This is a genomic window from Carboxylicivirga longa (assembly GCF_050589825.1).
Lineage (GTDB): Bacteria > Bacteroidota > Bacteroidia > Bacteroidales > Marinilabiliaceae > Carboxylicivirga > Carboxylicivirga longa.
Genome location: NZ_JBNGOZ010000030.1, coordinates 1 through 25,769 on the forward strand (window position 1 = coordinate 1; position 25,769 = coordinate 25,769).

21 protein-coding genes are annotated in these 25,769 nt (G+C 45.9%); 3 read left to right on the top strand and 18 right to left on the bottom strand.

Annotation, left to right across the window (positions count from 1 at the left end):
• Positions 1–58 precede the first annotated feature (58 nt).
• On the bottom strand, positions 59–520 hold the full coding sequence (locus ACRD7A_RS17725; RefSeq protein ID WP_430812680.1) for a helix-turn-helix domain-containing protein: 462 nt from the start codon (positions 518–520) through the stop codon (positions 59–61).
• Between the two features lie 205 nt (positions 521–725).
• Here ACRD7A_RS17725 and ACRD7A_RS17730 point away from each other — a divergent pair, with 205 nt between their 5' ends.
• Together ACRD7A_RS17730 and ACRD7A_RS17735 are read left to right on the top strand one after the other, a co-directional pair.
• A complete protein-coding gene (locus ACRD7A_RS17730) occupies positions 726–1,535 on the top strand; it encodes an HAD family hydrolase (RefSeq protein WP_430812681.1) in 810 nt (269 codons plus the stop codon).
• A 237-nt stretch (positions 1,536–1,772) separates the two neighbouring features.
• Positions 1,773–3,488 (top strand): PNGase F N-terminal domain-containing protein, encoded by a 1,716-nt coding sequence (locus ACRD7A_RS17735; RefSeq protein WP_430812682.1) that lies wholly within the window; start codon positions 1,773–1,775, stop codon positions 3,486–3,488.
• Between the two features lie 10 nt (positions 3,489–3,498).
• Here ACRD7A_RS17735 and ACRD7A_RS17740 read toward each other — a convergent pair whose 3' ends face one another.
• The 5 genes from ACRD7A_RS17740 to ACRD7A_RS17760 all read right to left on the bottom strand — a co-directional run bounded on the left by ACRD7A_RS17740 (position 3,499) and on the right by ACRD7A_RS17760 (position 9,482).
• On the bottom strand, positions 3,499–3,768 hold the full coding sequence (locus tag ACRD7A_RS17740; RefSeq protein WP_430812683.1) for a DUF418 domain-containing protein: 270 nt from the start codon (positions 3,766–3,768) through the stop codon (positions 3,499–3,501).
• 33 nt (positions 3,769–3,801) lie between these two features.
• The gene (locus ACRD7A_RS17745) at positions 3,802–4,911 is read right to left on the bottom strand and encodes an acyltransferase (RefSeq protein ID WP_430812684.1); all 1,110 of its coding nucleotides are present in this window, start codon (positions 4,909–4,911) and stop codon (positions 3,802–3,804) included.
• A 65-nt stretch (positions 4,912–4,976) separates the two neighbouring features.
• Complete coding sequence (locus tag ACRD7A_RS17750; RefSeq protein ID WP_430812685.1) at positions 4,977–5,567, bottom strand: Crp/Fnr family transcriptional regulator; 591 nt, start codon at positions 5,565–5,567, stop codon at positions 4,977–4,979.
• Between the two features lie 437 nt (positions 5,568–6,004).
• Positions 6,005–7,357: an MATE family efflux transporter gene (locus ACRD7A_RS17755; protein WP_430812686.1), complete on the bottom strand. Its 1,353-nt coding sequence runs from the start codon at positions 7,355–7,357 to the stop codon at positions 6,005–6,007.
• Between the two features lie 211 nt (positions 7,358–7,568).
• Positions 7,569–9,482, bottom strand: a complete 1,914-nt coding sequence (locus tag ACRD7A_RS17760) for a beta-N-acetylhexosaminidase (RefSeq protein ID WP_430812687.1) — start codon at positions 9,480–9,482, stop codon at positions 7,569–7,571.
• 198 nt (positions 9,483–9,680) lie between these two features.
• Between ACRD7A_RS17760 and ACRD7A_RS17765 the strand changes: the two genes are divergently transcribed.
• The gene (locus ACRD7A_RS17765) at positions 9,681–10,775 is read left to right on the top strand and encodes a nucleotidyltransferase domain-containing protein (protein ID WP_430812688.1); all 1,095 of its coding nucleotides are present in this window, start codon (positions 9,681–9,683) and stop codon (positions 10,773–10,775) included.
• Between the two features lie 10 nt (positions 10,776–10,785).
• Here the strand turns inward: ACRD7A_RS17765 and ACRD7A_RS17770 are convergent, their stop codons facing one another.
• From ACRD7A_RS17770 to ACRD7A_RS17825, 12 genes are all read right to left on the bottom strand, one after another.
• A complete protein-coding gene (locus ACRD7A_RS17770) occupies positions 10,786–11,757 on the bottom strand; it encodes a mevalonate kinase family protein (protein WP_430812689.1) in 972 nt (323 codons plus the stop codon).
• Between the two features lie 12 nt (positions 11,758–11,769).
• A complete protein-coding gene (gene mvaD, locus ACRD7A_RS17775) occupies positions 11,770–12,798 on the bottom strand; it encodes a diphosphomevalonate decarboxylase (protein ID WP_430812690.1) in 1,029 nt (342 codons plus the stop codon).
• A gap of 13 nt (positions 12,799–12,811) precedes the next feature.
• Positions 12,812–13,732, bottom strand: a complete 921-nt coding sequence (locus ACRD7A_RS17780; protein ID WP_430812691.1) for a GYDIA family GHMP kinase — start codon at positions 13,730–13,732, stop codon at positions 12,812–12,814.
• Complete coding sequence (locus ACRD7A_RS17785) at positions 13,733–15,037, bottom strand: hydroxymethylglutaryl-CoA reductase (protein ID WP_430812692.1); 1,305 nt, start codon at positions 15,035–15,037, stop codon at positions 13,733–13,735.
• 2 nt (positions 15,038–15,039) lie between these two features.
• On the bottom strand, positions 15,040–16,041 hold the full coding sequence (locus ACRD7A_RS17790; RefSeq protein ID WP_430812693.1) for a beta/alpha barrel domain-containing protein: 1,002 nt from the start codon (positions 16,039–16,041) through the stop codon (positions 15,040–15,042).
• A gap of 41 nt (positions 16,042–16,082) precedes the next feature.
• Positions 16,083–17,231 (bottom strand): acyl-CoA dehydrogenase family protein, encoded by a 1,149-nt coding sequence (locus ACRD7A_RS17795; RefSeq protein WP_430812694.1) that lies wholly within the window; start codon positions 17,229–17,231, stop codon positions 16,083–16,085.
• A gap of 71 nt (positions 17,232–17,302) precedes the next feature.
• Positions 17,303–19,225 carry an acetyl/propionyl/methylcrotonyl-CoA carboxylase subunit alpha gene (locus ACRD7A_RS17800; protein ID WP_430812695.1) on the bottom strand — a complete coding sequence of 641 codons (1,923 nt, stop codon included), beginning with the start codon at positions 19,223–19,225 and terminating at the stop codon, positions 17,303–17,305.
• A 2-nt stretch (positions 19,226–19,227) separates the two neighbouring features.
• The gene (locus ACRD7A_RS17805) at positions 19,228–20,037 is read right to left on the bottom strand and encodes an enoyl-CoA hydratase/isomerase family protein (protein ID WP_430812696.1); all 810 of its coding nucleotides are present in this window, start codon (positions 20,035–20,037) and stop codon (positions 19,228–19,230) included.
• The gene (locus ACRD7A_RS17810; RefSeq protein WP_430812697.1) at positions 20,018–21,619 is read right to left on the bottom strand and encodes a carboxyl transferase domain-containing protein; all 1,602 of its coding nucleotides are present in this window, start codon (positions 21,617–21,619) and stop codon (positions 20,018–20,020) included. The genes ACRD7A_RS17805 and ACRD7A_RS17810 overlap by 20 nt, the downstream gene beginning before the upstream one ends.
• Positions 21,620–21,763: 144 nt before the next feature.
• A complete protein-coding gene (gene lolA1, locus ACRD7A_RS17815) occupies positions 21,764–22,405 on the bottom strand; it encodes an outer membrane lipoprotein periplasmic chaperone LolA1 (protein WP_430812698.1) in 642 nt (213 codons plus the stop codon).
• Between the two features lie 67 nt (positions 22,406–22,472).
• Complete coding sequence (locus ACRD7A_RS17820; protein WP_430812699.1) at positions 22,473–24,929, bottom strand: FtsK/SpoIIIE family DNA translocase; 2,457 nt, start codon at positions 24,927–24,929, stop codon at positions 22,473–22,475.
• Between the two features lie 131 nt (positions 24,930–25,060).
• The gene (locus tag ACRD7A_RS17825; RefSeq protein WP_430812700.1) at positions 25,061–25,741 is read right to left on the bottom strand and encodes a hypothetical protein; all 681 of its coding nucleotides are present in this window, start codon (positions 25,739–25,741) and stop codon (positions 25,061–25,063) included.
• Positions 25,742–25,769: the final 28 nt, after the last annotated feature.

A 25,769-nucleotide genomic window follows, 5' to 3' on the forward strand; every position in this document is an offset into this window, starting at 1 on the left:
GATCCAAGAGGTAAAAATATTAACGGCTCCACGGAAAAAGTGGCTTAAAAACTTGTTTTTAAATAGAGTATATAAGTAGTGCAAGAGTCAAAGAACTGCCGTATGCGTATCTCATTCTTTTTCGGTGTTTTTTCACAAAGTTCGGAGCAGACGTTGTAACAATACTGTTTTCTCTGTTTTGTGCCCGTCGTCGAAGTTCACCCGGTGATATGTTGTAGCGTCGTTTGAAGGCTTTGTTGAAGTAGCTGGGATTTTTAAAGCCTACCCGATAGGCGGTTTCCGCTACTGTGGCTTCGTTATTTTGGAGTAACTCCCGCGCTCGGGCCAGGCGCTTGTGCGATATCATTTCACTGGCATTGGTGCCTGTAAGTCGCACCAGCTTACGGTGTAACATCGAGCGGCTGAGACCCACATTCCGAGCCAGCTGCTCAACGGTAAATGTTTCATTGTCGAGGTTCTGGGCTATGGCTTGCTCTACCTTTTCAATAAACTGTTCGTCCATCGATTGGTGTGATTCCATGACAGTAAACTATGTTCTTACTTGTTGGGTGTAATGGGCAAAGTTACTATGATGAAAGGGGGCGTGACAAGATATTTGTTCGATTATTATTGCTGCGATGATTAAAAAGCAGTATATGCAGTACTCTTAATTTGGTAATATTAACACTTTAAAGGGCTTCATCGCAGTTAATCCGCTTATCTTTGCTGTTTAAAATTTAATGAGCATGATTAAGATGATAGTTTCCGATATGGATGGTACGCTGCTTAACTCCGACAAGCAGTTGCCCCATGACTTTGCTGAGGTGTACCGTATGATGCAGGCAGCCGGTATTCAGTTTGTGGTGGCCAGTGGCCGTCAGTATTACACTTTGGTAAATGAATTTAAGCATCTTAATCATAACATCTCATTTATTGCTGAAAATGGCGGTTTTATCAATTGGCAGCAGCAGTCAAAACTTACCAAGGCGCTAAAGGCCTCGGATGCAAGGGATATTATTCAGACTTTTCGTTCGCTGCCCGGTGTTAATATTGTGCTGTGCGGCAAAGGTGGAGCTTATGTGGAGAATACAGAGAGTAAGGCTTTTATCGATGAGATGAGTAAGTATTACGTGAAACATACTGTGGTGGATGACTTGCTGAGTGTGGATGATGACATCCTGAAGATTGCTGTCAATGATTTTCATAATCTGGAGGAGACCGTTTATCCCCTGGCCATGGAGAAGCATGGAGATGATTATCAGATCAGTGCCTCAAGTCCTATATGGCTGGATGTGATGCCCAAAGGTGTGAATAAGGGGAAGGCCATTCGTCTTTTGCAAGATGAGATGGGAATACGCCCCGAAGAAACCATGGCTTTTGGCGATTACCTCAATGACTTGGAGATGTTGCAAACCGTGCATCATAGCTATGCCATGGCCAATGCTCATCCTTTAATTAAGGAAACGGCTCGTTTTGCTACCGACAGCAATGATAACAATGGGGTGATGAAGGCCATTCGCCGGCAGTTGGCCGAAGTGGAGCCTGGAAAAGAATAATGAACGCCCGGGAATAAGCATTTTTATACTTTGACAGACGTTCTCAGTAAAAAAATATCAGGCAGGTACAACCTGGTCGTAAGTTTTGAAGTTTTCCTTTTATTCAAGAATCTATGGAACGGTTCTTTATCAGTATTTTTTCATAGAGAACCGTTTTTTAACTTTCTTGAACATTAGTTCTACTTATTTTGCAGTGGTCGTGTTATTTTTGCGTGAAACGATAAAAACGCAATATTGATGAAGACCATTTACTTCCTATTGGCTGCTTTGCTACTAAGCAGCACCGTGTATGCGCAGACATACACGAAGCAGGGTACGGTTACCTATAAGACTTTATATAACGGAAACGAGCGCGAGGATATGCCCTTGCTGCATCTGCAATATGCCAATGAGGTGGCTGCCCTGTGGCGCGATGCGCCGGAGGTGGAAGAACTTATTCCCGGGTATGCTCACGAAACCACTTACCTCGACTATTCCGCGCTGAACATGTATCAGGTAGCAGTCTTCGATGATGGTGATAAATACCATGCTGCCAAGTCCTTTACTGACCTTCCCGTTCCAGAGCTTGTGGCGGACAAAACACGTGAGATTTTGGGTTATACCTGTAAGCTGGCCAAAACCGTTATTAATTCAAATACGATAGAGCTGTGGTACACCACTGAGGCGGGTATTCAGGGCAGTCCCCAGCCTCGCGTGGGGCATGTGCCGGGGCTGGTGCTTAGTGTAGTGCGCAATGGTAATTACGAGCAGCTGGCCACAGACATTAAAAAACAACGCAAAAAGCTTAAAAAATCTCTTATGACCGATAATCTTGGGCAGGAAGTAAGCGCAAACGCGTTGGGGGATATCAAGCGCTCAAAAATGATTATCAGCACCCGCGTGTTCGATGATGAGCAAATATGCTGGGGAAAGGAGAAAATGGTTGTTGACGAGCCGCAGCTTGATTCAGTTTATCATTTCGCCGGCGGTACTTTAATTGTTAAAAATGTGAAACTGCCCAAAACTCCCGATCACTACTCTGTTTTTGCTGAGATAAAGCAGTACAGTAATGGAGATGCATACGATCGCACGGGGTCAGTTTTTGTAATTCCTACGGGTCGTACCACGGATTTTTGGGACGGGCTAAAAAACGGAATTAATACTCTGCCTATTTATTACGATGTCGATAGTTTGGCTTATCAGGGGGTAGTACTTACCGATGAGTATGAGCCCTTGGTAGAATTGGTGCGTTTCTTCACTACTTTCGGTATTAATCATTTTAACGATCGGGTGAAGATCAAGGATATTGCCTGGGAAGATCACTCGATTTACAAGCAGGATGTGTCAGACTTAAAAACCTATCTTGAGGGAGAAGTGCTGATTGGTGCCTTTATTGGTAATTACGATGGAGGTGGTCATAAGATCACGCTGGACATTAAGGCTTATCCCGGCAGTTTCGACTGGAAGGAAGAGAGCGGTGTGCAGCAATACCGACAGCCACTTTTTAATACTTGTAATGTAATGGAAATGGGTGGACAGCGCTATGGTACCATGTTTAAGAACGACAGTCTGACGGTTGACTTTACCGTTCCTGAAGGTGTTACTGAGCTTAAGCTGCGCTATATTACCACGGGTCATGGCGGCTGGGGCGGTGGCGATGAGTTTAACCCCAAGCAAAATGAAATATTCATTGATGGAGAACGTGTGTATACTTTCACGCCCTGGCGCACCGATTGTGCTGCCTATCGCAAGTATAACCCTGTATCGGGTAATTTCTGGAATGGTATTTCCTCCTCGGACCTTAGTCGCAGTGGCTGGTGTCCCGGCACGGCAACAAATCCGGAATATGTAGAACTGAAAGACCTGAAACCTGGAAAACATCGTCTTAAAGTAGCCATTCCGTTGGGAGCACCTGCCGGTAATAGCTTTAGCGCCTGGAGTATTTCGGGTATTTTAATAGGCGAATACGAATAAGGAATTAAACCTAATAAAAGCAAAGGCCAATGCAGCAGTGTGTTGGTCTTTGTTGTATCAGGTAGTTGTTGTCGACGATTTCAATTACTTTAAAATAGCTTGCTTTATGCCATAGGTACTCCAATGGATCTTGTTTGTATTTGCTTAGCCACCAATAGCTAAGTATAATTTGTATGAGTACCAGGGTAAGGCCTATGAAAACGCTGGCGCTAACGCCACAGTGTTGAGATAGGTGCAGGCTGTACAGATAAAACAAAAATGAAGCAATACCATTCTCCACAAGAAAAGCAGTCGGAAGTCATGTCCTTTTTCCTTAGCCAATAAGGTATTTCGATTTTGGAATAAAGGAAATCAGTTTAACAACGATATACGAACTAACAAAAACCACCAGCGCCAGCGATGGTTGTCCCACCCAGGTATTTATGCCAATACCTTCGCCTCTGCCGATATAATGTAATAGCCATATATTAATGATATAGTGAACCAGAAAAATTCCGTAGCTGTATTTTGAGAGTTCTTTTATAATAGAGCCTGATATGCCCTTTAGGTTTATCTTTTGCAATATCATAAATAAACCAGCCGTCATCATCACTACATTAATAGAGAGATTGTTGATGAAAAATTCTACTTTTTGCCCTTCAGCGGCAATCCATGTCATTTGATCGGCGTTGTGTAATGAAAATACCAGGCCTTTAAAGGTGAAAAAGCCTCCTGTCATAAAGAGTATCATCCCCAGGCCTATGGATTTGAAGTAAGAAAGAGAGTTATAGCGCTTTAAATAATAGCCCAGAATCAGGTAGCCTAAGTAACCTCCAAAATTGTAAAGCATTCCAAACTCATTCCAGTCACAAACACCATGAATCTGCGGAAACGATATTTGTGCATAAAACAACACAGTGGTGATGAGCCAAACGAGTAAAAAGGCCTCAATACCACGCTTCGATACTTTTTCAATCCAGGGTGAGATGACAGGCATAAACAGGTACAGCCCAATAATGGTGTACATAAACCAGAAGTGAACATTCACCCAGGTAAAGTTCATCGGTATCATCAAAATACTTTTAAGAATCGGATGCAAATCACTTGTAGTAAGTACATTTTCTATTCCGCCAAAGTTAATCGTTGAAGGTGCCGGCAAAAAGACATAAGCCACCGACCAGATGAGGAAGGGAATAAGTACCCGTGAAAAGCGTTTCTTGAAAAATGTGCGCGTATCGTACTTAATGGGTAATAGCAGAGCTCCCGAAATCATTATAAAGAACGGAACGCACGGGCGTAAGAAAGTAACATAAAACTGTGTTGCCACATCGGTGTTGAGATCAAAAGCAAAACGCACATGAATCATTGTAACCATGTAACAAGCCACAACCCGTATTAAATCCATATAGCCAATTCGCTTTTGCATTAAGAAGTCTTGTTCCATTTTTGTCTATTTGTAAATAATAAGACAAACGTATGCAATTGTCGGCAGTGAAAAATTAATATAGATTAAAAAATGGGGTGAATATCATCATTACTGCTTTCTGCTCGCATTTTGCTAAAATGCTGAGGGGTCATCCCCAGAAAAGAGGCTAAATAACTTAGTTTAACACGGGCAAACAGGTCGGGCTGCTCATTTAAAAGTATTTCGTAGCGTTCTTTGGCCGATTTTTGCAGGCGTTCGATGCGGCGGGTTTGCAGGCTGAGCACACACTCCTGATGTACCACCCTCGACCAGTTGGCAATTTCAATATTGGTCGTGTATAAGTGGTTCAGATCATTAATTTTTATAGCATAGGCAGTGGTTGGCTCCAAGGTTTCAACATATTCAAATCCGGGTTGGTTCCGGTAGAGTGCCAGCAAGGCAAATGTAATATCGCCTTCGCGGCTAAACCACGATGTCACTTCTTCTTCGTCAAGCATGCAGAACGAACGGCAGAGTCCTTTCTCAATAAAATAAACATAGTTATTCATTTTGCCCCCTTCAATCAATAAATGCTTTGCAGGGAAGTCCATCGCTTCAAAATACGATGTGAATTCAATGAGTGAAGGCTCTGATACCGGGTAAAAATATTGAATGCTTCTTATGGTGTTTTCCATATGGTTTAATTGTGATGTGAAAATACATCAAATAGGACACATGGTAAAAAAAGTGGGAGTTGGATTGAAAAGGAGGGGCTGTAAAAAAAGAGAGGACAGATACGTTTATCTGTCCTTACCCTTAAATCAGCTAACTAAATCCAAGTTTTATGAAAAAATCCACTGCAAAGATGGGGATATTTTTCAAGTTGTCAAGGTTTAGACTGTTAATAAATTGTAAAACCTCGATAAAATTGAGGGGGTGTGATTTGTAATTTACCTGATTGTGGGTTTTAGGTGTGTCTTTCGTTGGGGTTGATGCTGTGAAAAGTGCAAAAATATGCTTGATGGTTGTAATTTTGAGGGGGTATGCCTGTTCTATTTTCTGCCACAAAGGCAGAAAATGCCCAAAATTTAGGGGTTGGTTTGATTTTGACACTTTTTAATAAAATCAGCTTTTAACTTGATAGTAGAATGGTCTTTTTAAGTAGTTTTTGATAACGAAAGTGAAAGAGGAGACCACAGATGCTTAATCCGAGAGGGAAGCCCAGCCATATACCTATTTCGCCAAACCCACCAATAAAGGCAGCCCAGTAGCTAAAGGGGATGGCAATACCAAAATAAGAAATAACCGTAAAGATACCCGGTACAGTGGCATCGGCCATTCCTCGCAAAATGCTGGAGTAGATAATTTGTACGGCATCAAATACCTGAAAGATAACCAATACAATGATCATTTTAGAGGCCAGAGCGATCACTTCTGCATCGCTGGTAAAGAGCTGTGGTAACCAGTTACGCAAAACGATAAATGCGCTGGATATGATGAGCACCATCATAATGACAATCTGAAAGGATGCCCTTGATGCGCGTTTAATAAGGCTAGGCACCTGACGAGCTGAAAATTGACTGATGCGGATGGTGGTGCCCACGCCAATGCCTTGATAGAGCATGAAGCCAAAGGACGAGAGGCTGATGACAATCTGATGGGCGGCCAGTGCTGTATCGCTGATCCATCCGATCATAATACCCGCCACAATAAAGGCCGATGCTTCCGAAAAAATATGTAAGCCCATGGGTATGCCCAGCTTTACCAGGGCATGCACTTGTCCAAATAGTTCCTTTATGTCTTCATGCTTATTTACTTTCTTTAATAGGGCCAGACGGTGGATAAAAACCGACATGGTAACGGCCATGAAGATGCGTGCCGCCAGGGTGGACCACGCTGCCCCGTACAGACCCAGCTCGGGCGCTCCCAGCTTACCGTGTATCAGTACATAATTGCCAAAGATATTGATGAGGTTGGCTACTAGGGTAACCACCATGGCCAGGCGTGTATTAGAGAGACCTTCGGCCAGCTGTTTGCCACTGAGGAATATCATCAGGGGAAGCACCGAGGCGCCAATAATGCTAAATATTTTTTGTGATGGTATTACAATGTTGGCCGGTTGATTCATGCTCGGCATCAGGCGGTACAAGAAAAAACAAACCAGGGCCAGAAACAGGCCAAATAGGGTGTTGGTCAGGTAGGCACTTCTTTTCAGGTTGTGCAGCTTTTCTGTTTCACCTTTACCATAAGCCTTACCAACCAGTGGGGTAGTGGCCATGGCAAAGCCCATTCCAAAAATCAGGGGCAGGGAAAACAAGGTGTTGGCAAAGGCAGCAGCGGCTAGCTCGGTGGTGCCCAAATGTCCAATCATCATGTTATCAACAAGTCCTACGGTTATTTGCCCTACCTGGGCAATAATTACGGGTAGTGCCAGTCGTTGTGTGTCGGCATAATGCGGCCGAAACATGCGCCAATATCGCTTCATAATCATAAGTTAAATAAATTATAAAATATGGGCGATACCTTGCCCCGGTGTGCATCTGCATCATTCAAGGCTTGCAAAACATTGGTTTTGGGCTTCAAGGTGAGAAGCTTTGAAATGACGGTCATTGATGTACCCGGTCGCCAAAAGTGGGGCAAAAATAAGGCTTATTTGTGTTAAGCTGCGTTAAATTTTTCGCTTTAACTGTTATTAATTATTGATAGGAGGCAAGCACGCGCTCCATTTTCGCTGCCGAGTCCTTGAGCCCTCCTGGGCGGTTGCGTAAAAGCCATATTCTGCGATGTTCAGTAATTAAGGTTTTTAGTTCACTGCGCAGTTTTTTCTTCTCATCAGCTGGGATGCTCTTAAAAAGGCCATCGGGGGTGGCCAGCTTCGCCAGTGCCAGGTGGCATGCGTGCATGGCCAGTTGGGCAGCCTGACGGGTTTCCATTCGCACAATTTTGGCATCCGCACAGCTCATTGGCGCTTGCTCAAGGATGTTTAGCTGTTGCTGGATAAAGGATAGCGTAGCCAGCGTATTTTTCTTACTCACTTTTTTCAGCCAGCGGTCACTGTGTATCGAGCGGTGGTTGCGCCGCAAAAGCTGATGAAAAATATTGCTGTTGGCCGTGGTAGCCTGCATCTTAAGGTAGGCATTTCCCAGGGCAACGAGGGCTTCTCCGCTTTGGTGGCTCTTATCTTTCAGTATCTGCTGCGATACCTGCGCTGCAATATCGATGTTAGAATTGGCCTCCACATTCCAGCCTAGGGCGGCTCCGTATAAAATACCCGGATAACAAACCGATAGCGGTTGCCAGTGTCCGTTATCGCCCCAGTTGGTGTTTAAATAGCCCCAGGCACCCTTTTTTTTACCATTCACCGCCGCGTTTTTCAGGTTGGCAAAGCCATTGGCATTGCGTCCAATGATGGCGTTCCAGGTTGAGGTGCCGGGACACACATAGTAGGGGAGACCGGCGGCTTTAAATTGTGCGCAGTGTCGGTCAAAAGGATAGTCGGCTTCGTAGCCCCATATCAGCGCCGTCATGTCTTTGGGGAGTTCAGGGATTAACTCCGGATGATTCAGGATGATATCGCCCCAGAACTGTGTTTTACGTCCGTGTTTACCCACTTCTTCCTTTAGTTGCAGCAAAAAATCCAGGTAAACACGTCCTTTGCCGATTTTATTACATAGGGCTTTGGATTTGCCCACTCCTAGTTCCACCGTCTCATCGCAGCCAATATTAAAGTAAGGGCTGCTGAAGTTGGGCAAAAGCTCGGCATATAATTCCTTCATCAGTTCCAGCGAACCGGGCTCAACAGGGCTTAGGCTTGTGCGCGACATCCAGCCCCATATTGTCTTTCCCGGTTTGGGCAGCTCGGCCAGATGTTCATACTCCTTATGTTTGAGCCAACGTTTCATGTGTCCGAATGAATTTTGATTGGGCACCAAGTCAATGTAATGATCCCGACAATAGGCATCCAGCTGCTGAATTTGTAAAGCCGTCATGGGGCTTGCATCTTGCCACACGGTGTGGTGGTTCTCATAGGCAAAGGTGTGTTCGGTATAAAGCTGTAGCTCATTGATTTTCCACTGTGCCAGTTGATCCACAAGTTCGAAGAGGCTTTGCATGGTAGGTACCTTATCGCGGCTAATATCTAACATCAGTCCTCTGCGCTCGAAATCGGGTTCATCGTGTATGCTTACACAAGGCCAGTAGCCTTCATCAATAGCAAAATGCGCAATCTGTTGCAGGCTTAGTAAGCCGTAATACAGTCCCTGAAGACTCCCGCCGCGAAGTTGAATGCCCTCTTCACTAATCTGTAAGTGATAAGCCTGTGGTGCATGGCGTGTATCGATGGATGCATGCAACAATGGCGTTTCATAAGCCAGCGCATAGGGCATCAGCCGAGGTGCAAAACCCGATTGCTCAAGGCTATGTAATATGGTGATGAGCGGTTTGCTAAAAGGAGTGTCGCTCTCTGCAATATAAACGGTAGAGGAGCCGGTGTTCAATCTTCCTTGTGCAAGCGTGAGTGATGCGGGAGCAGGCAAGAGGTAGCTTTGCAGTGAAGCAGCGTAATTATTAGGTGCGATTAGAATGCTAAGGAGAAAGAAAATGTATTTCATGGCAGCAGGGGATTATGAATTGCAGCCCGAAAATACAAAATGCACTTCGTTTTGCAAGATCTTATTAATTGCTCAGTTGTGTAAAAAGGCTTTAGCGATGAATTGGCTATCATCATTCAAAGCATTAGTTTTGTCGTATTACTTATGCAAATGACCAGATAAGTTTTTTATTTGCAAATAGAAGAAGGGGTCATCTTTATGATTAAAAACTATGAATTAAAGGATCTTAAACAGGCGATTTATCTTAGTAGTATTCGCAATACTCCGCTGCAAATAATGAATCCGGTGAGCGATGAGGTTGTGGCTTTGTGTAACGACAATGGCCTTTCTGCCTGGTGCTACTCGCGTTATAAGGATGATCTGCTAAGGGGACTTGATCCTGCCGTCGTTAGTCAATGGAAATCTATCTATTTTCTTAATACAATTAGTTATCAGCGTTATTTAGTTGTTTTCAATAAGGTGAATCAATTGCTGAGACAGGCTGGTATTCCTTTGCTTGTTTTAAAGGGTATGGCGCTTGCCAGTAGTCTATACGGTGATGATGGCTTGCGGCCGATGGGTGATATTGATGTGCTTGTGCCGGACGGCATGGGACTAAAGGCACTTGATATTTTGTTGAAATCCGGAGCCAAACAATTGTTTGTACCACGTTCATCCTATCACGAGCAGGCTGATGCCCACGTTCGAGCAGTAAGTATTGATGGGATTATGGTGGAGGTGCATCAGCGCTTATTTGCCTTGGGGAGTAACTTTCATACTTCGCGGGTAGATTTTTTTAAGCATCGCGTAGTTGTTCTGAAACAAAACACGCAGATGCAAATGTTGAATGATGTCTGGATGGGATATCATCTCATTGCTCATGCCATTAAAGGCATTGAAATGGGTGGCTTGCGCTTGGGATGGTTGCTCGACATCGCTGTATTGATTAATGCGCAGAAGGATTATAAGACTTATATTGACAGTATACTTTCTGTACGACCCAAAATGAAAAATGCCATGCTTAGTGTGGTTAATATGGCTGCATTGCTGCTGCCTGAGCATGATCTATATAATGGAATTGATATTGATTTAAACTGTGAGAAAATATTTCCATTACTGAATAATGATGGACACGAAAAAGTCCATCGATGGATTAATCTCCATCACCATATCCGAACGCCCGGATTGACTAATAAGGCTCATCTTTTGTTTTATGAGTTCTTCCCCTGTCGTGAGTACATGCTTTTTAGATACCAAGCCAGCAGTAAAGCGGGACTTCTGTATGCTTATTTGAAACGAATCACTGGGCGTTAAATAGGTTGGTTTACCGTTCCTGATAAACAGGAATAATGTCTTTGCCTTTGGCCGCAAAATAGTCTTTGGTTGCCGAATAGTTACGCGTAAAGCCCAGGAAGAATCCGCCACCGCCAGATCCACAGAGTTTCAGGGTGTATAATTCAGAGGAAAGACCGTCCTGCCAATGGTGCTGAATGGTTTCGGGTATCATCTCAGTAAAATGTTCCTGTTGAAATTCCGAGAGGGGCTTTAAATGTTGATACATCGTATCCATATCGCCCCTCAATATTGTTCCGATGCAGGTATTGGTTAGTGGAATTAGGTCATTATCAATCTTCTGTCGGAATTCAGGATTTTTAATCTTATCCATGAAACGTTTTACCAGGGGCTCGGTCTTTCCGGTTGTTTCGGCGTCAAGTAAAAAGATGGCATCTTCCTGCAATACTTCACGGCGGGGTATGCCCACCGAGGATATATGCCGTGAATTTTCCAGCACGATGGGGTGTTTCAGATAACAAATCAGCGGATCAATGCCGGAGCTCGTTCCATGATAAAAGGACTCAATTTGAGCAAATATTTTTTTCAGGGTAATTAATTCCTTATCACTGATTGAGGTGCGTGCTTCAATGGCCTCTTCGGCGTACTCGTTATACAAGGCGGCTACCAGAGCACCACTACTTCCCAGTCCGTAGCCTTCAGGTATCGACGATTCGAAGAATAAGCCCTCGTGCAGGTCATGAGCCAGGCGATCGGTATCCAACTTGCAGAGCAGCTGTTGCTTCTTTTTCAGCGATTGAATGTATTCATACAGATCAATGAGTTGCCGGTTGGATTGTCGGGCAAACTTAAGGTCCGTATAGCTGTCGTTATTGATAAACATCAGCTGTCCGTTGAAATGCGAGTAGGGAATGGTAAGTCCCATGGATCCTAGTATAATACTATACTCACCAAATAACATTACCTTGGAATAATAAATTTCTTTTGCGTCTTTTTTGAGCATAATTTGGGCGTGTTATTGGATGGATAATTCGTCGTAAATAACCGTTTTGTTTTCGCACAGCGGTTTTAGGCAGTCTTCAATAAAGGGAAGTACCTCTTGCTTTACTTCGTTGGGATAGATAAGGTGTATATTGGGCCCTGCATCGAGCGTAAAGGTAAGGGGGATATTATGCTGCAATCGGAATGATCGAATGGTTTCAATGGCAGCAAGTGATTCGGGCGCCATCAATGTGTAAGGTGGTGAGGAGCTCATCATTAGGCCGTGCAGACTCAGTGCTTCTGCTTCGCAGATACCAGCAAAGGCGGTAAAATCACCCATTTTAAGTGCCCTGAGTAATTCAGCGGTATGCTTGTTGGCTTGCTGTATGCGTCCCTGGCGGTATGGATGGTCTTTCATTAAGGCATGACCGGCACTGCTGCTCACCGACTTGGCACCGCTTCGTATCAGTAATATGCTGTCTTGTAATTGTAAAAAAAGCGGATGCACCAATTCATTAATGCTACAGCCATAGAGATTTGATGAGCTGGCATATTCGGCTGTTTCGCCCCATAATACCCATCCGGGTAGCGTTGACCGACAGGCACTGCCCGATCCCAGGCGTGCCATGGCCGATATTTTCTGTGCATCCATTTTGCTATCATCATCTTGACTCAGTTGTTGATGGATGCTGTAAAGGCCTTTCACCAGGGCTGCCATGGCGCTGGCAGATGAGGCGATGCCACTGGAGTGCGGAAAAGTGTTACTGCTTTCGATGAATAACTCACCGCTTTGAAGAAAGGGCATCCGGGGCAAAAGTGCCTGTATAAGTTTTTCGAGCTTGGGGATAAAAGCCTTCTTGCGTTTGCCCTCAAAAAGAAAATCAATCTTAAGTTCCTTTCGAACTGCTGTGTAGCTCACTTTTGTTTCAGTGCGTGCACGGCTAAGGGTAAAGCTGATGCTTGGGTTAACAGGTTCCTGGATGGCCTGCTTTCCCCAGTATTTAACAATGGCGATATTGGAAGGTGCGTCAGCTTTAGCCAACACTACTTTTTGTCGCTCCATAAGGGCCATATTACTATATTTTAAGGTCATTGAATTTAAAGATAGTATCTCGTTGCCGGGCATTGAAATAGTTACGAACGTAGGTATCGCCTTCATCTGATACCGCCATCACAAAATCACCACCCCAGGCACCCAATGTTTTAATATAACCCCTGAAATCTTTAAAATGTTCATCTTTTATGGGTTCTAATTGAACAACCTTACTGATAATGGCTTCGTGTTCGGCCATTAGATAACCAAAATCGTGCAGGCTATGGGTTTTTAGCAGGGCTTCAGTGATCGCATTTACCTGGTTGATGGCAGCAGTACTGATGCTTTGGTGATTTAGCCTGGCAATGGCCTGCTGACTGCTTTGCTTGCGTCCGGAATACACAAAATAGATGTGCCGGGCGAATGTAGGGTCGAAACCAACCGATTTGTGGGATGGTACTCCGTCTTTCAGCTGATAGATGATGGGTGATGAAGCCGTGGCACAAGCAATGTCGTAGCCCGATCCGCCAAAAGTATCGTGCAGCAGTAGGTAGGGATTAATGCCCAGCCACTGTGCCAAAAGAGAGATGAGTGTGGAGCTGCTGCCCCAGCCCCATTCACGCTTAAAGTCAAGGGATGTAGTAACGGCTTTGTTTTGTAGTAGTTTGCGAATATCGGGTCGGTAGTCAATGCACTTCTTAAGTATGGAAGCCAGCTGTTGAGCCAGCTTTTCATCATTGCATTGCAACACCTTTAGTGTTTCGTCAAAAGAAGCTTGTAGCCATTGTCCCTGCGGACTAATCGCCTCCCAGCTTAAAAAATTATCTGCTGCAGGTTTTACTGTAAGCTCTTGCCCGCACTTGAGCGGAAATGCCAGTGCCTTTGCACCGCGCAGCACAAGGTATTCGCCTGTGATCAGCAGTTTGCCATGTGCCGTGTAATGTTCACTTTTACTTTGTTGCATTTATCCTCTTTGTGCTCTCAGAAATTGTTCTACCATTGCGTAACTAACCACCTTGTCTTTAAAATGTTTGGCAGCCGCCCTTTTTTCATCATGTGTAGCCGCTAATGTATTTAGTAAGTTACTCAGGTGTAGTTTCATGTGGCCTTTTTGTATGCCCGATGTTACCAGCGAAGCAAGCGCCCCAAAATTATTGGCCATGCCGGCAGCTGCTGCTATTTTCATCAGCTGTTCAGCCGAAGGGTTTTGCAGGATTTTTAGGGCGCTCTTTGCCAGCGGGTGCATATTGGTGAGGCCGCCTACAGTGCCCAGTGCCAGGGGTAGGGTAAGCGTATATTCAAAGTGGGTATCGCTAAGCTTAATGGCGGTAAGTGAGGCATATTGTCCCTTCCGTGCGGCATAGGCTTGTGCACCGGCTTCTACGGCTCTGAAATCATTGCCTGTGGCCAGTACTACGGCATCAATGCCATTGAAGATGCCCTTGTTATGCGTAACCGCTCGATATGGATCATTCGTGGCGATATCAACGGCTGTCTTAAAGCGCTGTGCAAATTCGTGCGCTGAGTACTGAGCGGCATAAGGCTGCAAGGCCTCGATGGCGCAACTTACCCTACAGCTCACCAGGCATTCCGGTGTGTAGTTGCTTAGTATTGACATGATGTGCGTTGCGGTACCTTCCCGGCTAAGTGTGTCATGTTTATTGATATAGGCGATAAGGTGAGGGGCGATGGTTTCCAGGCAGGTATTGATGAAATTAGCCCCCATGGAGTCAGCAGTATTGAATTTTATCAAGGCCTGATGCGTATCCTTCATGTTGGCGATGCTTGCAAAGCTGATATCTACGATGCCACCGCCGCGCTGGCGCATATTTTTCGTTACATCCCTGCAAACAGTGTGTATCAGCTTCATGATCTCATTTCGCAACTCGTTGAGCAAGGCTATGTTGCCGGGCCAGGTAAAATGGATCTGACCATTTTTCAGACTGTCAATCACCTCTGCTTTAAAGCCTCCGTGTTGTGCCCAGAAACCGGCTGCTTTAGAGGCGGCCGCCACCACACTGCTTTCCTCAATTACCATGGGTACCATGTAAAGCTCGTCGTTGATGAGAAAATTGGGTGCCACACCAAAGGGTAAATAATAGTTAGAGATGATGTTTTCTGAAATATCGTTAAATAAATGTTGCTGATGCGGATGCAGATACTCCTCAAATACCTTTGCCAATTGAGGAGCCAGTTTCTGCTGTTCAATCAGCCGTTTCACTTTATCTTCGCGACTAAGTTTGGAAAATCCGCGTATTAATTCTTTCATAATCAGGGTTGTTTTATTCGCAGGAAATTATTGGCCAGGTGCCAGCCTTCTTCTATTTTTTGAACGAAAACTCTTAATTTTTCGTAATCCCCCATGGCATGCCGCAGAAAGGCGGATCCCATGCCATAGAAAGCCGGTAATTTGGATAGTTGCGTCAGGTAATAGCCATCCAGCACACTGGATATGCCTCCTGATATGATTAAGTGCTTCACCTTCACCCGCTCTTGTGGCAGTTCTTCGCTGAGAGTGTTCACCATGCGGGTCATATCCTCGGCAGTGTGTCCTACATGAATAAAGGGATTGAACACCTCGGCGGCCACCGCATTGGATCGATTCAGCTCCACCAGCGAGAAGTTGGTGCCCCCCATGGCGGCAAACTCAATGGCCTCCAGGGGCAACTGCATCAAGTGTCGCAGACTTTCCTTACCAAATCCCTGACCCACTTCTTTCACAATCAGTTTTAGCCGGGTCTGCTCTATGAAGTCCTGCAATAATTCATTGGCCGGTCTTTCCTGGCGGTCGCCCTCGGGCTGAAAGGCTTCCTGTAAGGGGTTGATGTGTATGATCAGTCCATCAGCCGATAGTCGATCCACTAGTTCCCCCAGTTCGTCAGCACGTTTTTCTTTTAGCATGGTTTCCAGCTGACAGATACCGATATTGGCAAAGAGGGGTGCCGCGTCGCCCATGATAGGACGTACGTTGAAATCCTGAAAGTGGGTGTGGTCATCCAGTAGAATTCGGCAGGAGCCCAGCCCCATGCCCAGCCCAAATTCGGCACAGGCCTGCGCCAGGTTCTTATTGATGGTGCCGGCTCGTTGAGTGCCGCCCGTCATGCTGGAGACCCACAGAGGTAAACGCATCGTGCGTCCGGCAAAGGAATAGCTGAGGGGTGCCGGGCTGTGGGTGCCAAACAGTGGCTCGTATTCAAAGCGCTTATCCGCATGCCGGCCTTCCAGTCTTGAGCTGAAGGCTAAATCGATATGATCACGTTTCCTGTCTTCCATGAGTGCTTACTTTGTTTAAGAATGGTAAAAATAAGCTGAACTTATTCCAATCCCAAATGCTTTGCGATTACAATGCGCAGTATTTCTGAGGTTCCCTCGCCAATTTGCAGGATGCGCTGGTCGCGGTAAAAGCGCTCAATAGCCGATGATTTCAAAAGTCCCTGACCCGAGAACAGTTGCACGGCCTCATCGCTAATTTCCTTGGCAATATCACTGCAATAGAGCTTGGCCATGGCAGCTTCCTTGCTAAAGGGTCGTCCGGCATCTTTCAAGGCACAGGCATTGTATAGGGTGTTACGTGCCAGTTCCAGCTTAAGCGCCATATCAGACAGTTTAAAGGCATTTACCTGATAGCTCGCAATGGCCTGGCCAAATTGTTGACGTCGTTGCGCGTAGTCCATGGCCATTTCAAAGGCTCCCTGTGCCAGCCCTAAGCCCATGGCTGCAATGGACAATCGTCCGCCGTCGAGGGTTTTAAGCATCTGACCCAGTCCCTTATCGCGTTTTCCCAGCAGCTGTTCTTTGCCTATTTTTATATTATCAAAGCGGAGTTCTGCTGTATCAGAGGCGCGCCACATCATTTTTCCCAGCAGGCGTTGGGTAGTAAGGCCTTCACTGTCTCTATCTACCAAAAGGGTAGAGAAGCGCTTCTTGCCATTCTCCTCACTGGTAACGGCCAGCACGGTTATGCCTTTCATCAGCTCATTGCTGCCATTGGTGATGTAGCGTTTACTGCCGTTAATTAGCCAGTGGCCATCCTGCTCTTTAGCCTGTGTTTCCACGCCCTGTGCATCCGAGCCGGCATTTACTTCCGTTAGTCCGAAGGCCCAAAGTCCCTCACCCGATGTTAGCAGAGGTAGGTATTTTAGGCGTTGTTCTTCGGTGCCATAATTAAAGATCGGGGCAATGCCCAGACTGTTGTGGGCGCACATGGTGGCGGCCTGCGAGCTGTCGATACGTGCCAGCTCCTCAACAGCAATAATGTAGGATAGGGTGTCGCGTCCCTGTCCTCCGTATTCTGTGGGTAGGTCAACGCCAAAAAGGCCGGCTTGTCCCATTTTTTTTGTCAGCTCAACAGAGAATGTTTCGTTGGCATCTAGCTCAGCAGCTATTTCTTTTATTTCCTGCTCGGCAAAGGCCCTTACCTCCTGGCGGTAGGCTTCGTGTTGTTCGGTACTTAATATTGACATGTATGATTTCTTATGACGCTTAATCTGGATTGAGCGCCCGATAAAATAATTCGCTTTGTTTTTCTGATTAATTAATCCGTTTTGTAAACAAGCAAAGCCTGGTTAAGTTTAACCTGATCACCGGCATGAATATGTATTTTTTCAATAATTCCATCCTTCCAGGCTTTTATGTGGTTTTCCGTTTTCATGGCTTCCAGCACCATCAGTAGATCTCCTTTTTTCACGCTTTGTCCATCTTTCACATTCACCTTCATTACATTGGACGGTATGGGTGCCAGGAAACGATTATGCCCTTCTGACTTTTGCGTATCAGACGGCTTATGGGGTGGTAGGCAGTCGTGAGCCACAATGCTGTGAACCGTTGCATAGTGGATGATCTCTACCCTGTTATCCTGCGCGAAGCAATACAGGTGATAGGGTTTATCATCCAGCTGAAAGCGCAGTAGAAATTCATCTGTGCTGAGTTGGGCAAGGCGGTAGCTACGGTCATTAAGCGTTACTGTAAGGCCTTCGTTATCACCTTCAAAGCTTGCTTTGAAATTTTGCTTGCCAATGGAAAAGGAAAGTTCCGGCAGGTGGCGCCAGAAACGATTTTTGATGCGCCTGTAGCGATGTGCCACGTAGGCTAAGGCCGGTATCAGCTGATCTTTGTTGGTGTTAAGTAAAGCATCTATATTTTCACTGCAAAAGCTTGTGTCTGCTCGTCCCTGTTGGAAAACAGCATGTTGCAGCACAGCATGAAGAAAGGCTCCATTGGTATGGATGCCGCTAAGTACAAGCTCCTGATTGGCAACCACGGCCTTCTGTATGGCTTCTTCACGGGTATTGCCCCTTACAATTACCTTGGCAATCATGGGATCAAATTGGGGCTGAATGGCAATGGGCTGCGTGAATCCTATCTCCACACGAACATCCTTGGTCTTTGGAAGTATTAGATGCCTTATTTGTCCGGGTGCCGGCTGGAAATTATTGTCAGGATCTTCGGCACAGCGTCGCAGCTCGATGGCATGTCCCCGCATGCGCAAAGCCTCCTGCTTTAGTTCTAAAGTCTCGCCGCGGGCAATTCTAAACTGCCATTCCACCAGATCGATGCCGGTAATGGCTTCCGTAACACAGTGTTCCACCTGAATACGTGTGTTCATCTCCAGAAAATAGTGTTGTCCCTTGTCATCCACCAGAAACTCAACGGTACCCGCATTGCTGTATTCAATGGCCTTACACAAGCGCAGGGCATCGCTGAATAGTCTTTCTTTCACCTTGGCGGCAAGACCTGGAGCTGGCGCTTCTTCAATAATTTTCTGGAAACGACGCTGAACCGAACACTCACGTTCAAACAGATGGAGGTGATTGCCGTGCCGGTCACTCAGCACCTGTACCTCAATATGACGTGCACCGGGCAGATATTGTTCCACGTAAAGGCGCTCATCGCCAAAGTAACGTTGTGCTTGCTTGCTAAGTATAGGCAACTGTTTAAGCAGTTCGCTTTTGTTATTGCATATCTGCATGCCTTTGCCGCCACCACCCATGGCAGCCTTCACCAACACGGGGTAGGGCAGTGTGTCTGCTTCGGCAATGATGGACTGTAAGCTCCCTTCCCACGAGGCGGTCAGCGATACGCCGGCCTGCCGTGAGATCTGACGCGCCATTTGTTTGTCACCCATCATCTTAAGGTTGTTCGCCGAAGGTCCCACGAAGGTAATACCGGCACTGTTACATGCCTCGGCTAATCGGTGGTTTTCCGATAGGAAACCGTAACCCGGATGGATGCAGTCGGCACCATAGTCTTTAGCCAGTTCAATTATCAAATCGATGTTGAGGTAATTATCCTCAAAGGGCCCTTCATCGAAGTAGTGTACTTCATCGCTCAGTTGAGCCGGAAGGGTGTCTTTCTCAAGCTTAGAGATGGTTACTACCGTGTTAAGTCCCAGCTTGTGTGCCGCCCGAATAATACGAACAGCGATTTCTCCTCTGTTGGGTATCAGTACTTTGTTCATCTTTATTGCTTTTGGGGATGCCATTGAGGGTTCCGTTTCTCAAAGAAGGCCCTTACGCCTTCCTGTCCTTCATCGCTTGTTCTTGCCTGTGCTATTTTATCGATGCACAGGAGTTTGTCCTCATTCTCTTTGCCATGCTTGCTTAGCGTATTCAACAACTCTTTGGTGTTCTTCATTGCCGATGGACTGTTGGCGCTAAGTTGCTCGCAAAGGCGATTGATGCGTTGGGGTATTTCCTTGGCTTCAAGCACCTCGTGGATGAGGCCAATCCGCTTTGCTTTTTTGGCAGAGAATACTTCGCCGGTGAGCAAGAGGGCACGCGCCTGCGACAGGCCTATTTTGTTAATTACAAACGGTGCTATGGTAGCAGGAACTAATCCTAAGCGTACTTCTGAGAAGGCCATTTTGACTGTTTTCTCGGCAATCACATAGTCGGCGCAGGCCAGCAATCCCAGGGCGCCACCCATGGCATATTTTTCTACCCATACGATCACGGGTTTGGGATAGGCATTTAGTTTTTCAAAGAGCTGATAAAAGAGGTGAGCATCCTTACGGTTATCTTCATCGCTCTGTGTCACACCTGCTTTCATCCAATGCAAATCAGCACCTGCACAGAACATTCCATCGGCACCGCGCAGCACCATGAGGCGAAGTTTGTCATTGACTGCCACGCGATCAAGCACGCACAGCAGTTCGTTGATCATCTCTTTGGACAATGCATTTTTCTTTGCCGGATCATTCAGAAGAATGCGTGCTACGCCCTTCGATTGATTGACAACGACCAACTGTTGATTACATTCTGAAGATGCCATACTTTGTTTTTTCATTTTTGTTGTTGGATAGAATGCGCAGTACCTGACCGGCGACTTGCCTTGTAGCTGTTGGTGTAATGATCCCATCGTCCCACAATCGGCTGGTGCTGTAGTAGGGCGAGCCTTCTTCCTCGTATTTTTCCAATATGGAGCTTTCTATTTTGTTTAATCGATCCTCGTCTATTTCCTCATTGCGTACCTTAGCCTGATCACGTTTGATACTGGTAAGTACCTGTGCCGCTTGTTTTGCACCCATCACTGAGATGCGGGCATTGGGCCACATAAACAGAAAGCGGGGATCGTAGGCCCTGCCGGCCATGGCATAATTACCGGCTCCATAAGAGCCACCCATCAGGATGGTGAAATAGGGTACGGTGGAGTTGGCCAGTGCATTCACCATCTTGGCTCCATCCTTGGCAATGCCCTTGTGCTCATAGTCTTTGCCCACCATAAAGCCGGTAATGTTTTGCAGAAAAAGCATCGGTATTCGTCGCTCGTTGCACAGCTGTATGAAATGTGTGCCCTTAAGCGCGGATTCAGAAAACAGGATGCCATTGTTGGCCAAAATGCCCACTTGCTGTCCTTCAATTTTAGCAAATACCGTTACCAGGGTATTTCCGTATTCGGCTTTAAACTCATGAAAGGCACTGTTGTCCACCAGGCGGGCAATAATCTCGCGGACATCGAGAAAGGGTTTGCCGGGCGCAGGGATCAGGCCTGTTAGCTCATGGATATCATAATGGGGCGCCTCGTGTTTATGGTCTTCGTCAGTTGCCTCTTGAGGTAGCGTCTCCACAATGTTGCGACAGATGTGCAGGGCATGCTCATCATTATCGGCAAGGTGATCGGCCACACCGGATATCTGCGTGTGAACCGCACCTCCCCCTAATTCTTCAGCACTCACCTCTTCACCTGTTGCGGCTTTAACCAGCGGTGGGCCGGCCAAAAAGATCGTGCCTTGTTCTTTCACAATGATGGTTTCGTCACTCATAGCCGGCACGTAAGCGCCACCGGCCGTACAAGAGCCCATCACCAGAGCTATTTGGGCAATGCCCGCTGCCGACATGCGCGCCTGATTAAAAAAGATACGTCCAAAATCATCTTTATCGGGAAATACCTCGGCCTGATTGGGTAAAAAAACACCACCACTGTCCACCAGATAAATGCAGGGCAGATGGTTTTGCATCGCTATTTCCTGGGCGCGCAGGTGTTTCTTAATGGTCTCGGCAATGTAGGTGCCACCCTTTACCGTGGCATCATTGGCAATGATCATTACCTGCCGATTGTGCACTCGCCCAATACCCGTTACAATACCTGCAGCAGGAAAATTATTGTCGTATTGGCCAAAGGCTGCCAGGGGAGATAGTTCCAGAAAGTAACTGTCTTGATCCAACAGGTAGTCAATGCGCTGTCGAACCGTTAACTTTCCTTTTGCTTTGTGCTTTTTAAGGGCTTTTTCGCCTCCGCCCAGCATCGTGTTGCGTAGGTGAGCGTGGTAGTTCTCCGCTAATATCTTGTTTAAGGCTTGGTTAGCTATAAACTCTTCGGAATCTTTGTCTATGGTTGATTTGTACTTAAACATCTTTATTTCTCTATTCGAAATTTATAACCTTTAGCACGGTTAAATGTTCAGCCAAACAGGAAATAAAATGAACGCAAAAGTTCAGTTTTAAGCACAAAAAAAGTCCGACAAAGCCGGACTTCTTAGCAGTATTTTATCAGCGGTTTAGCGCATGTCAATTACATCAACATCAGGGTGAGCTGCTGAATTAAATGCGAATGTACTGTCGTTAAAGGTCTTATCGGTTGACATATTCTTCACAATAACGGTATAGTTGTTACCGTCTTTGCCCACCTGGCGGATGGAGTATAGCTGCAAGCTGTCCTTAAGAATCAATAACTTGATGCGTGAAAAAGGTTTATCACGATTCTCGGGGTATAGGTCAATCTCGTGGCAGGCCTTGCCATCAGCTGTTCCTTCGGCCACGTAGTTAAAGGTGTAGCCTTTTTCGTAGATGGTAAAAATGGTTGCCGGGTTCAGCGTTTCTTCATCTTCCAAATCAGGAATTGTAATATTTACTTCACCGGCATCTAACATGTGGGTGTACAACACTTCCCCATCAAAGTAGGTGTCTACATCCATTAGATTCACCTTGTATTTATTGCCCTTAATGATGATGTTGCCTTCATAAACTTCGTGTATTTCTTCCTGTAGGTTTTCCAGCGAAAAAGAAAAGTCTGCCACGATAGACTGATAGCCTTTAGTTTTAAGGGAAACTTTATCAAGAATTTCTTTGGCTTTCTCTGGTGATTGAGCCGTTCCCCACAGGCTAAGTGTAGCCAGAATAATTGTTACAATGTACTTCATATTTTGCTTTCTACTAATTTTAATGTTGATCTATGTCAGCTTTCAATTATTGTTCCAAAAATAGAATCTAATTAAACTGGCTCAGGAGTTTTTCCAGCTCCAGCTCATCGGGCATGAGCACCTGACGGGCTTTACTACCCTCGAAGGGCCCCACAATACCGGCGGCTTCCAGCTGATCAATGATGCGTCCGGCACGGTTGTAACCAATGGAAAAACGGCGCTGAATGAGTGAGGTGGAACCACTTTGGTTAGCTACCACCACGCGGGCAGCTTCTTCAAACATAGGGTCGCGTTTGCTCAGATCTACTTCGCCGGCGGCAGCTTCGGAGCTGTTTTCACCCACATACTCGGGCAGAAGGAAGGCAGAAGTATAACCTCTTTGGGCACCGATAAAATCGTTGATGCGCTCCACTTCGGGCGTGTCCACAAAGGCACACTGTACGCGCACCAGGTCGCTGCCCTGCGATATGAGCATATCACCCCGTCCGATCAGCTGATTGGCTCCCGGTGAATCCAGAATAGTGCGTGAGTCAATCATAGAGGCTACCTTAAAGGCTACGCGGGTTGGGAAGTTGGCTTTGATGACCCCGGTAATGATATTGGTAGATGGGCGCTGGGTAGCCACAATCATGTGGATGCCTACGGCACGTGCCAGCTGTGCAATTCGGGCGATCGGCAGTTCCACCTCCTTGCCGGCGGTCATAATCAGGTCGGCGAACTCATCAATAATAACCACGATGTACGGCAAAAAACGGTGCCCCTTTTCCGGGTTCAGGCGTCGCTTCACAAATTTATGGTTGTATTCCTTAATATTACGGGCGTGTGCTCCTTTCAGCAGCTCGTAGCGGTTATCCATCTCAATGGCCAGCGAGTTAAGGGTGTTTACCACCTTCTGTACATCCGTAATGATGGGATCTTCTTCGTCGGGCATCTTAGCCAGGAAGTGACGTTCTATTTTTGAATAGATGTTCAATTCCACCTTCTTGGGATCCACCATCACAAATTTTAGCTGCGAAGGGTGTTTCTTATACAGAAGGGAGGAGATAATGGCATTAAGTCCCACCGACTTACCCTGTCCGGTAGCACCGGCCACCAGCATGTGAGGTGCCTTGGCCAGATCCAGAACAAAGGTTTCGTTGGAGATGGTTTTTCCTAAAGCTATGGGCAGCTCATATTTTGAATTCTGAAATTTCTTGGCGTTGATGATGGAGCGCATGGCCACCACTTCCGGATCGGAATTGGGTACTTCAATACCAATGGTGCCCCGTCCCGGAATGGGCGCAATAATACGAATACCCAGTGCAGCTAGCGATAGGGCAATATCATCTTCCAGATTTTTAATTTTTGAGATGCGTACGCCGGGTGCCGGTACAATTTCGTAGAGGGTTACCGTTGGCCCCACGGTAGCTTTAATATTTTTAATCTGTATTTTGTAGTCCTCAAGGGTTTTGACAATGCGGTTTTTGTTGGTTTCCAGCTCATCCATCGAAACCTCGGAATTATCGGCGCTGTGATCGTCCAGTAAATCGATGGTGGGTAATTTGTAAGATGACAGATCCATGGTAGGGTCGTAGTCTCCCAATGGCTCGTTCTCCAAGGTATCCAGCAATTCCTCTTCCTCGTGTTTCTCGATGGTCAGGTTAAGGTCGGCCTCTTCCTCTGTGTGCGAAGGATCAACGGTTGGTGAAAACTCCAGTGTTGCCCCCATTTCGGCCTCACGCGGTGTTGCCGTTTCGTTTTCCTCCTCCTGCTCCTGGTTGACAGGCTGGGGTTCGGGGGTGCTTTCTTCTTCCGTATCGATATTCTCTGTTTTTGTCTCAACCTGGGCCTGTGGTTCTTCATCAGCAGGAGCGGTTGCTTCCTGTTCAGAGGCTGTTGTGGGTGCCTCTTTTTGTGCGTTTTTATTAACAGGACGACTTATCAAGTGAAAAAAGGATTCAAAACTGTAAGATAAGTAGGCAAGCAGGGTAGCAATAAGTAAAATAATTGTTCCCACACCTCCAATAGCGGCCGATAGCCATTTACTCATGTGATATCCGTGTTGTCCACCTAATAGTAAATATTGCTCATTCACTGCACTGTTAAAGATAAAGCCTAGTGCCACCGACAACCATACTGATACTGCAAAAGAGTGTGCAATGGTTTTCTTCAAGGGCAGAATACGTGCTCCTAATAGACGAAAACCAACAACAAACAGAATAAGCACCAGCGAGAAAGCGGCCAGGCCGATGCCGCGGTTGATAAACATGTCGGCAAACAAGGCACCCCGATGTCCCGTCCAGTTGTGAACCACCACATCGGAACTGGTAAACAGCTCCCATGGATTGATATCAAAAAGACTCTTATCGGCAAAGCCGGTAAAAAGGAATGAAAAAAAGGCCAGCAGGAAGTAGAAGGCGATCCCAATGGTGAAGATGCCGGATATGAAGCGAAACTTGAAATTCTGAAACGTATTTCGTATTACGCTGATCCGTTGTTTAATACTACTTTGCTGCGCTTTGCTTTTGGTCTTTTTTTTCGCCATGCTTTCAATTATTGTCCGAGGTATTGCTTACTGACAAAAATAATAATAATAAAACAACGACCAATGCAATGCTACACACCTCGCTGTAATCAGTCGATAGTGCGCGCTATAAGCTATTGTATGATATGGTTTTATTGAATAAGTGCGCTCACTAATTCTGCAATTTCGCCCTTCTCACTTGCCTTGTAATTATCCGGCACATCAAATATTTTCTTTTCCAGTCTTTGATGTTCCACATTTTGAGCAGAAAAGGTTAGGTTCCAACCCTTAAAAGGTACCTGGAATTCAAGCATTGCACCCGGAATTTTGTCGAAGGGTGTGTTTTCGGGGGGGCGATGGAAGTCAATGTCTTCTGTGTAATAAACTGTTAGTTTTGTTGTTTCAGGCGATGCGAGGTGAATAATGGCTTTCTTACACATGTAACCCGATATTACCTTCGGCTCACTATCGGTAAATTCAACGTCTGTTTCATCAAGTTTACCAAATAAGAATAACGGTTCGTCAGCTTTATGAAGACGAAAAAGGCGTTTGTCGAAAACTCTGAATAAGGTTGCGGAACTATCCCCGTTGGCTTTGCAAATATATTCCAGATCATACAGACTCAAATCACCTTTGATAGTTACTTTATAATTGTGGTTTTTAAAGGCGCTAATCATTTTTGTGGGTAAAAACGATGCGTAAGCTTTGCCTTTAACAATCTCGGGATAGATGATTTTATAAGTGATCGTACCTTCATTGTTCCCGGTCGTTTCCTTGACCTTACAAGCTGCCAAAAGACATAAAAGAGTGCAAAGTATGATTGTTTTATGCATGCTGATAGAGTTTGTATTGATGCCTGTA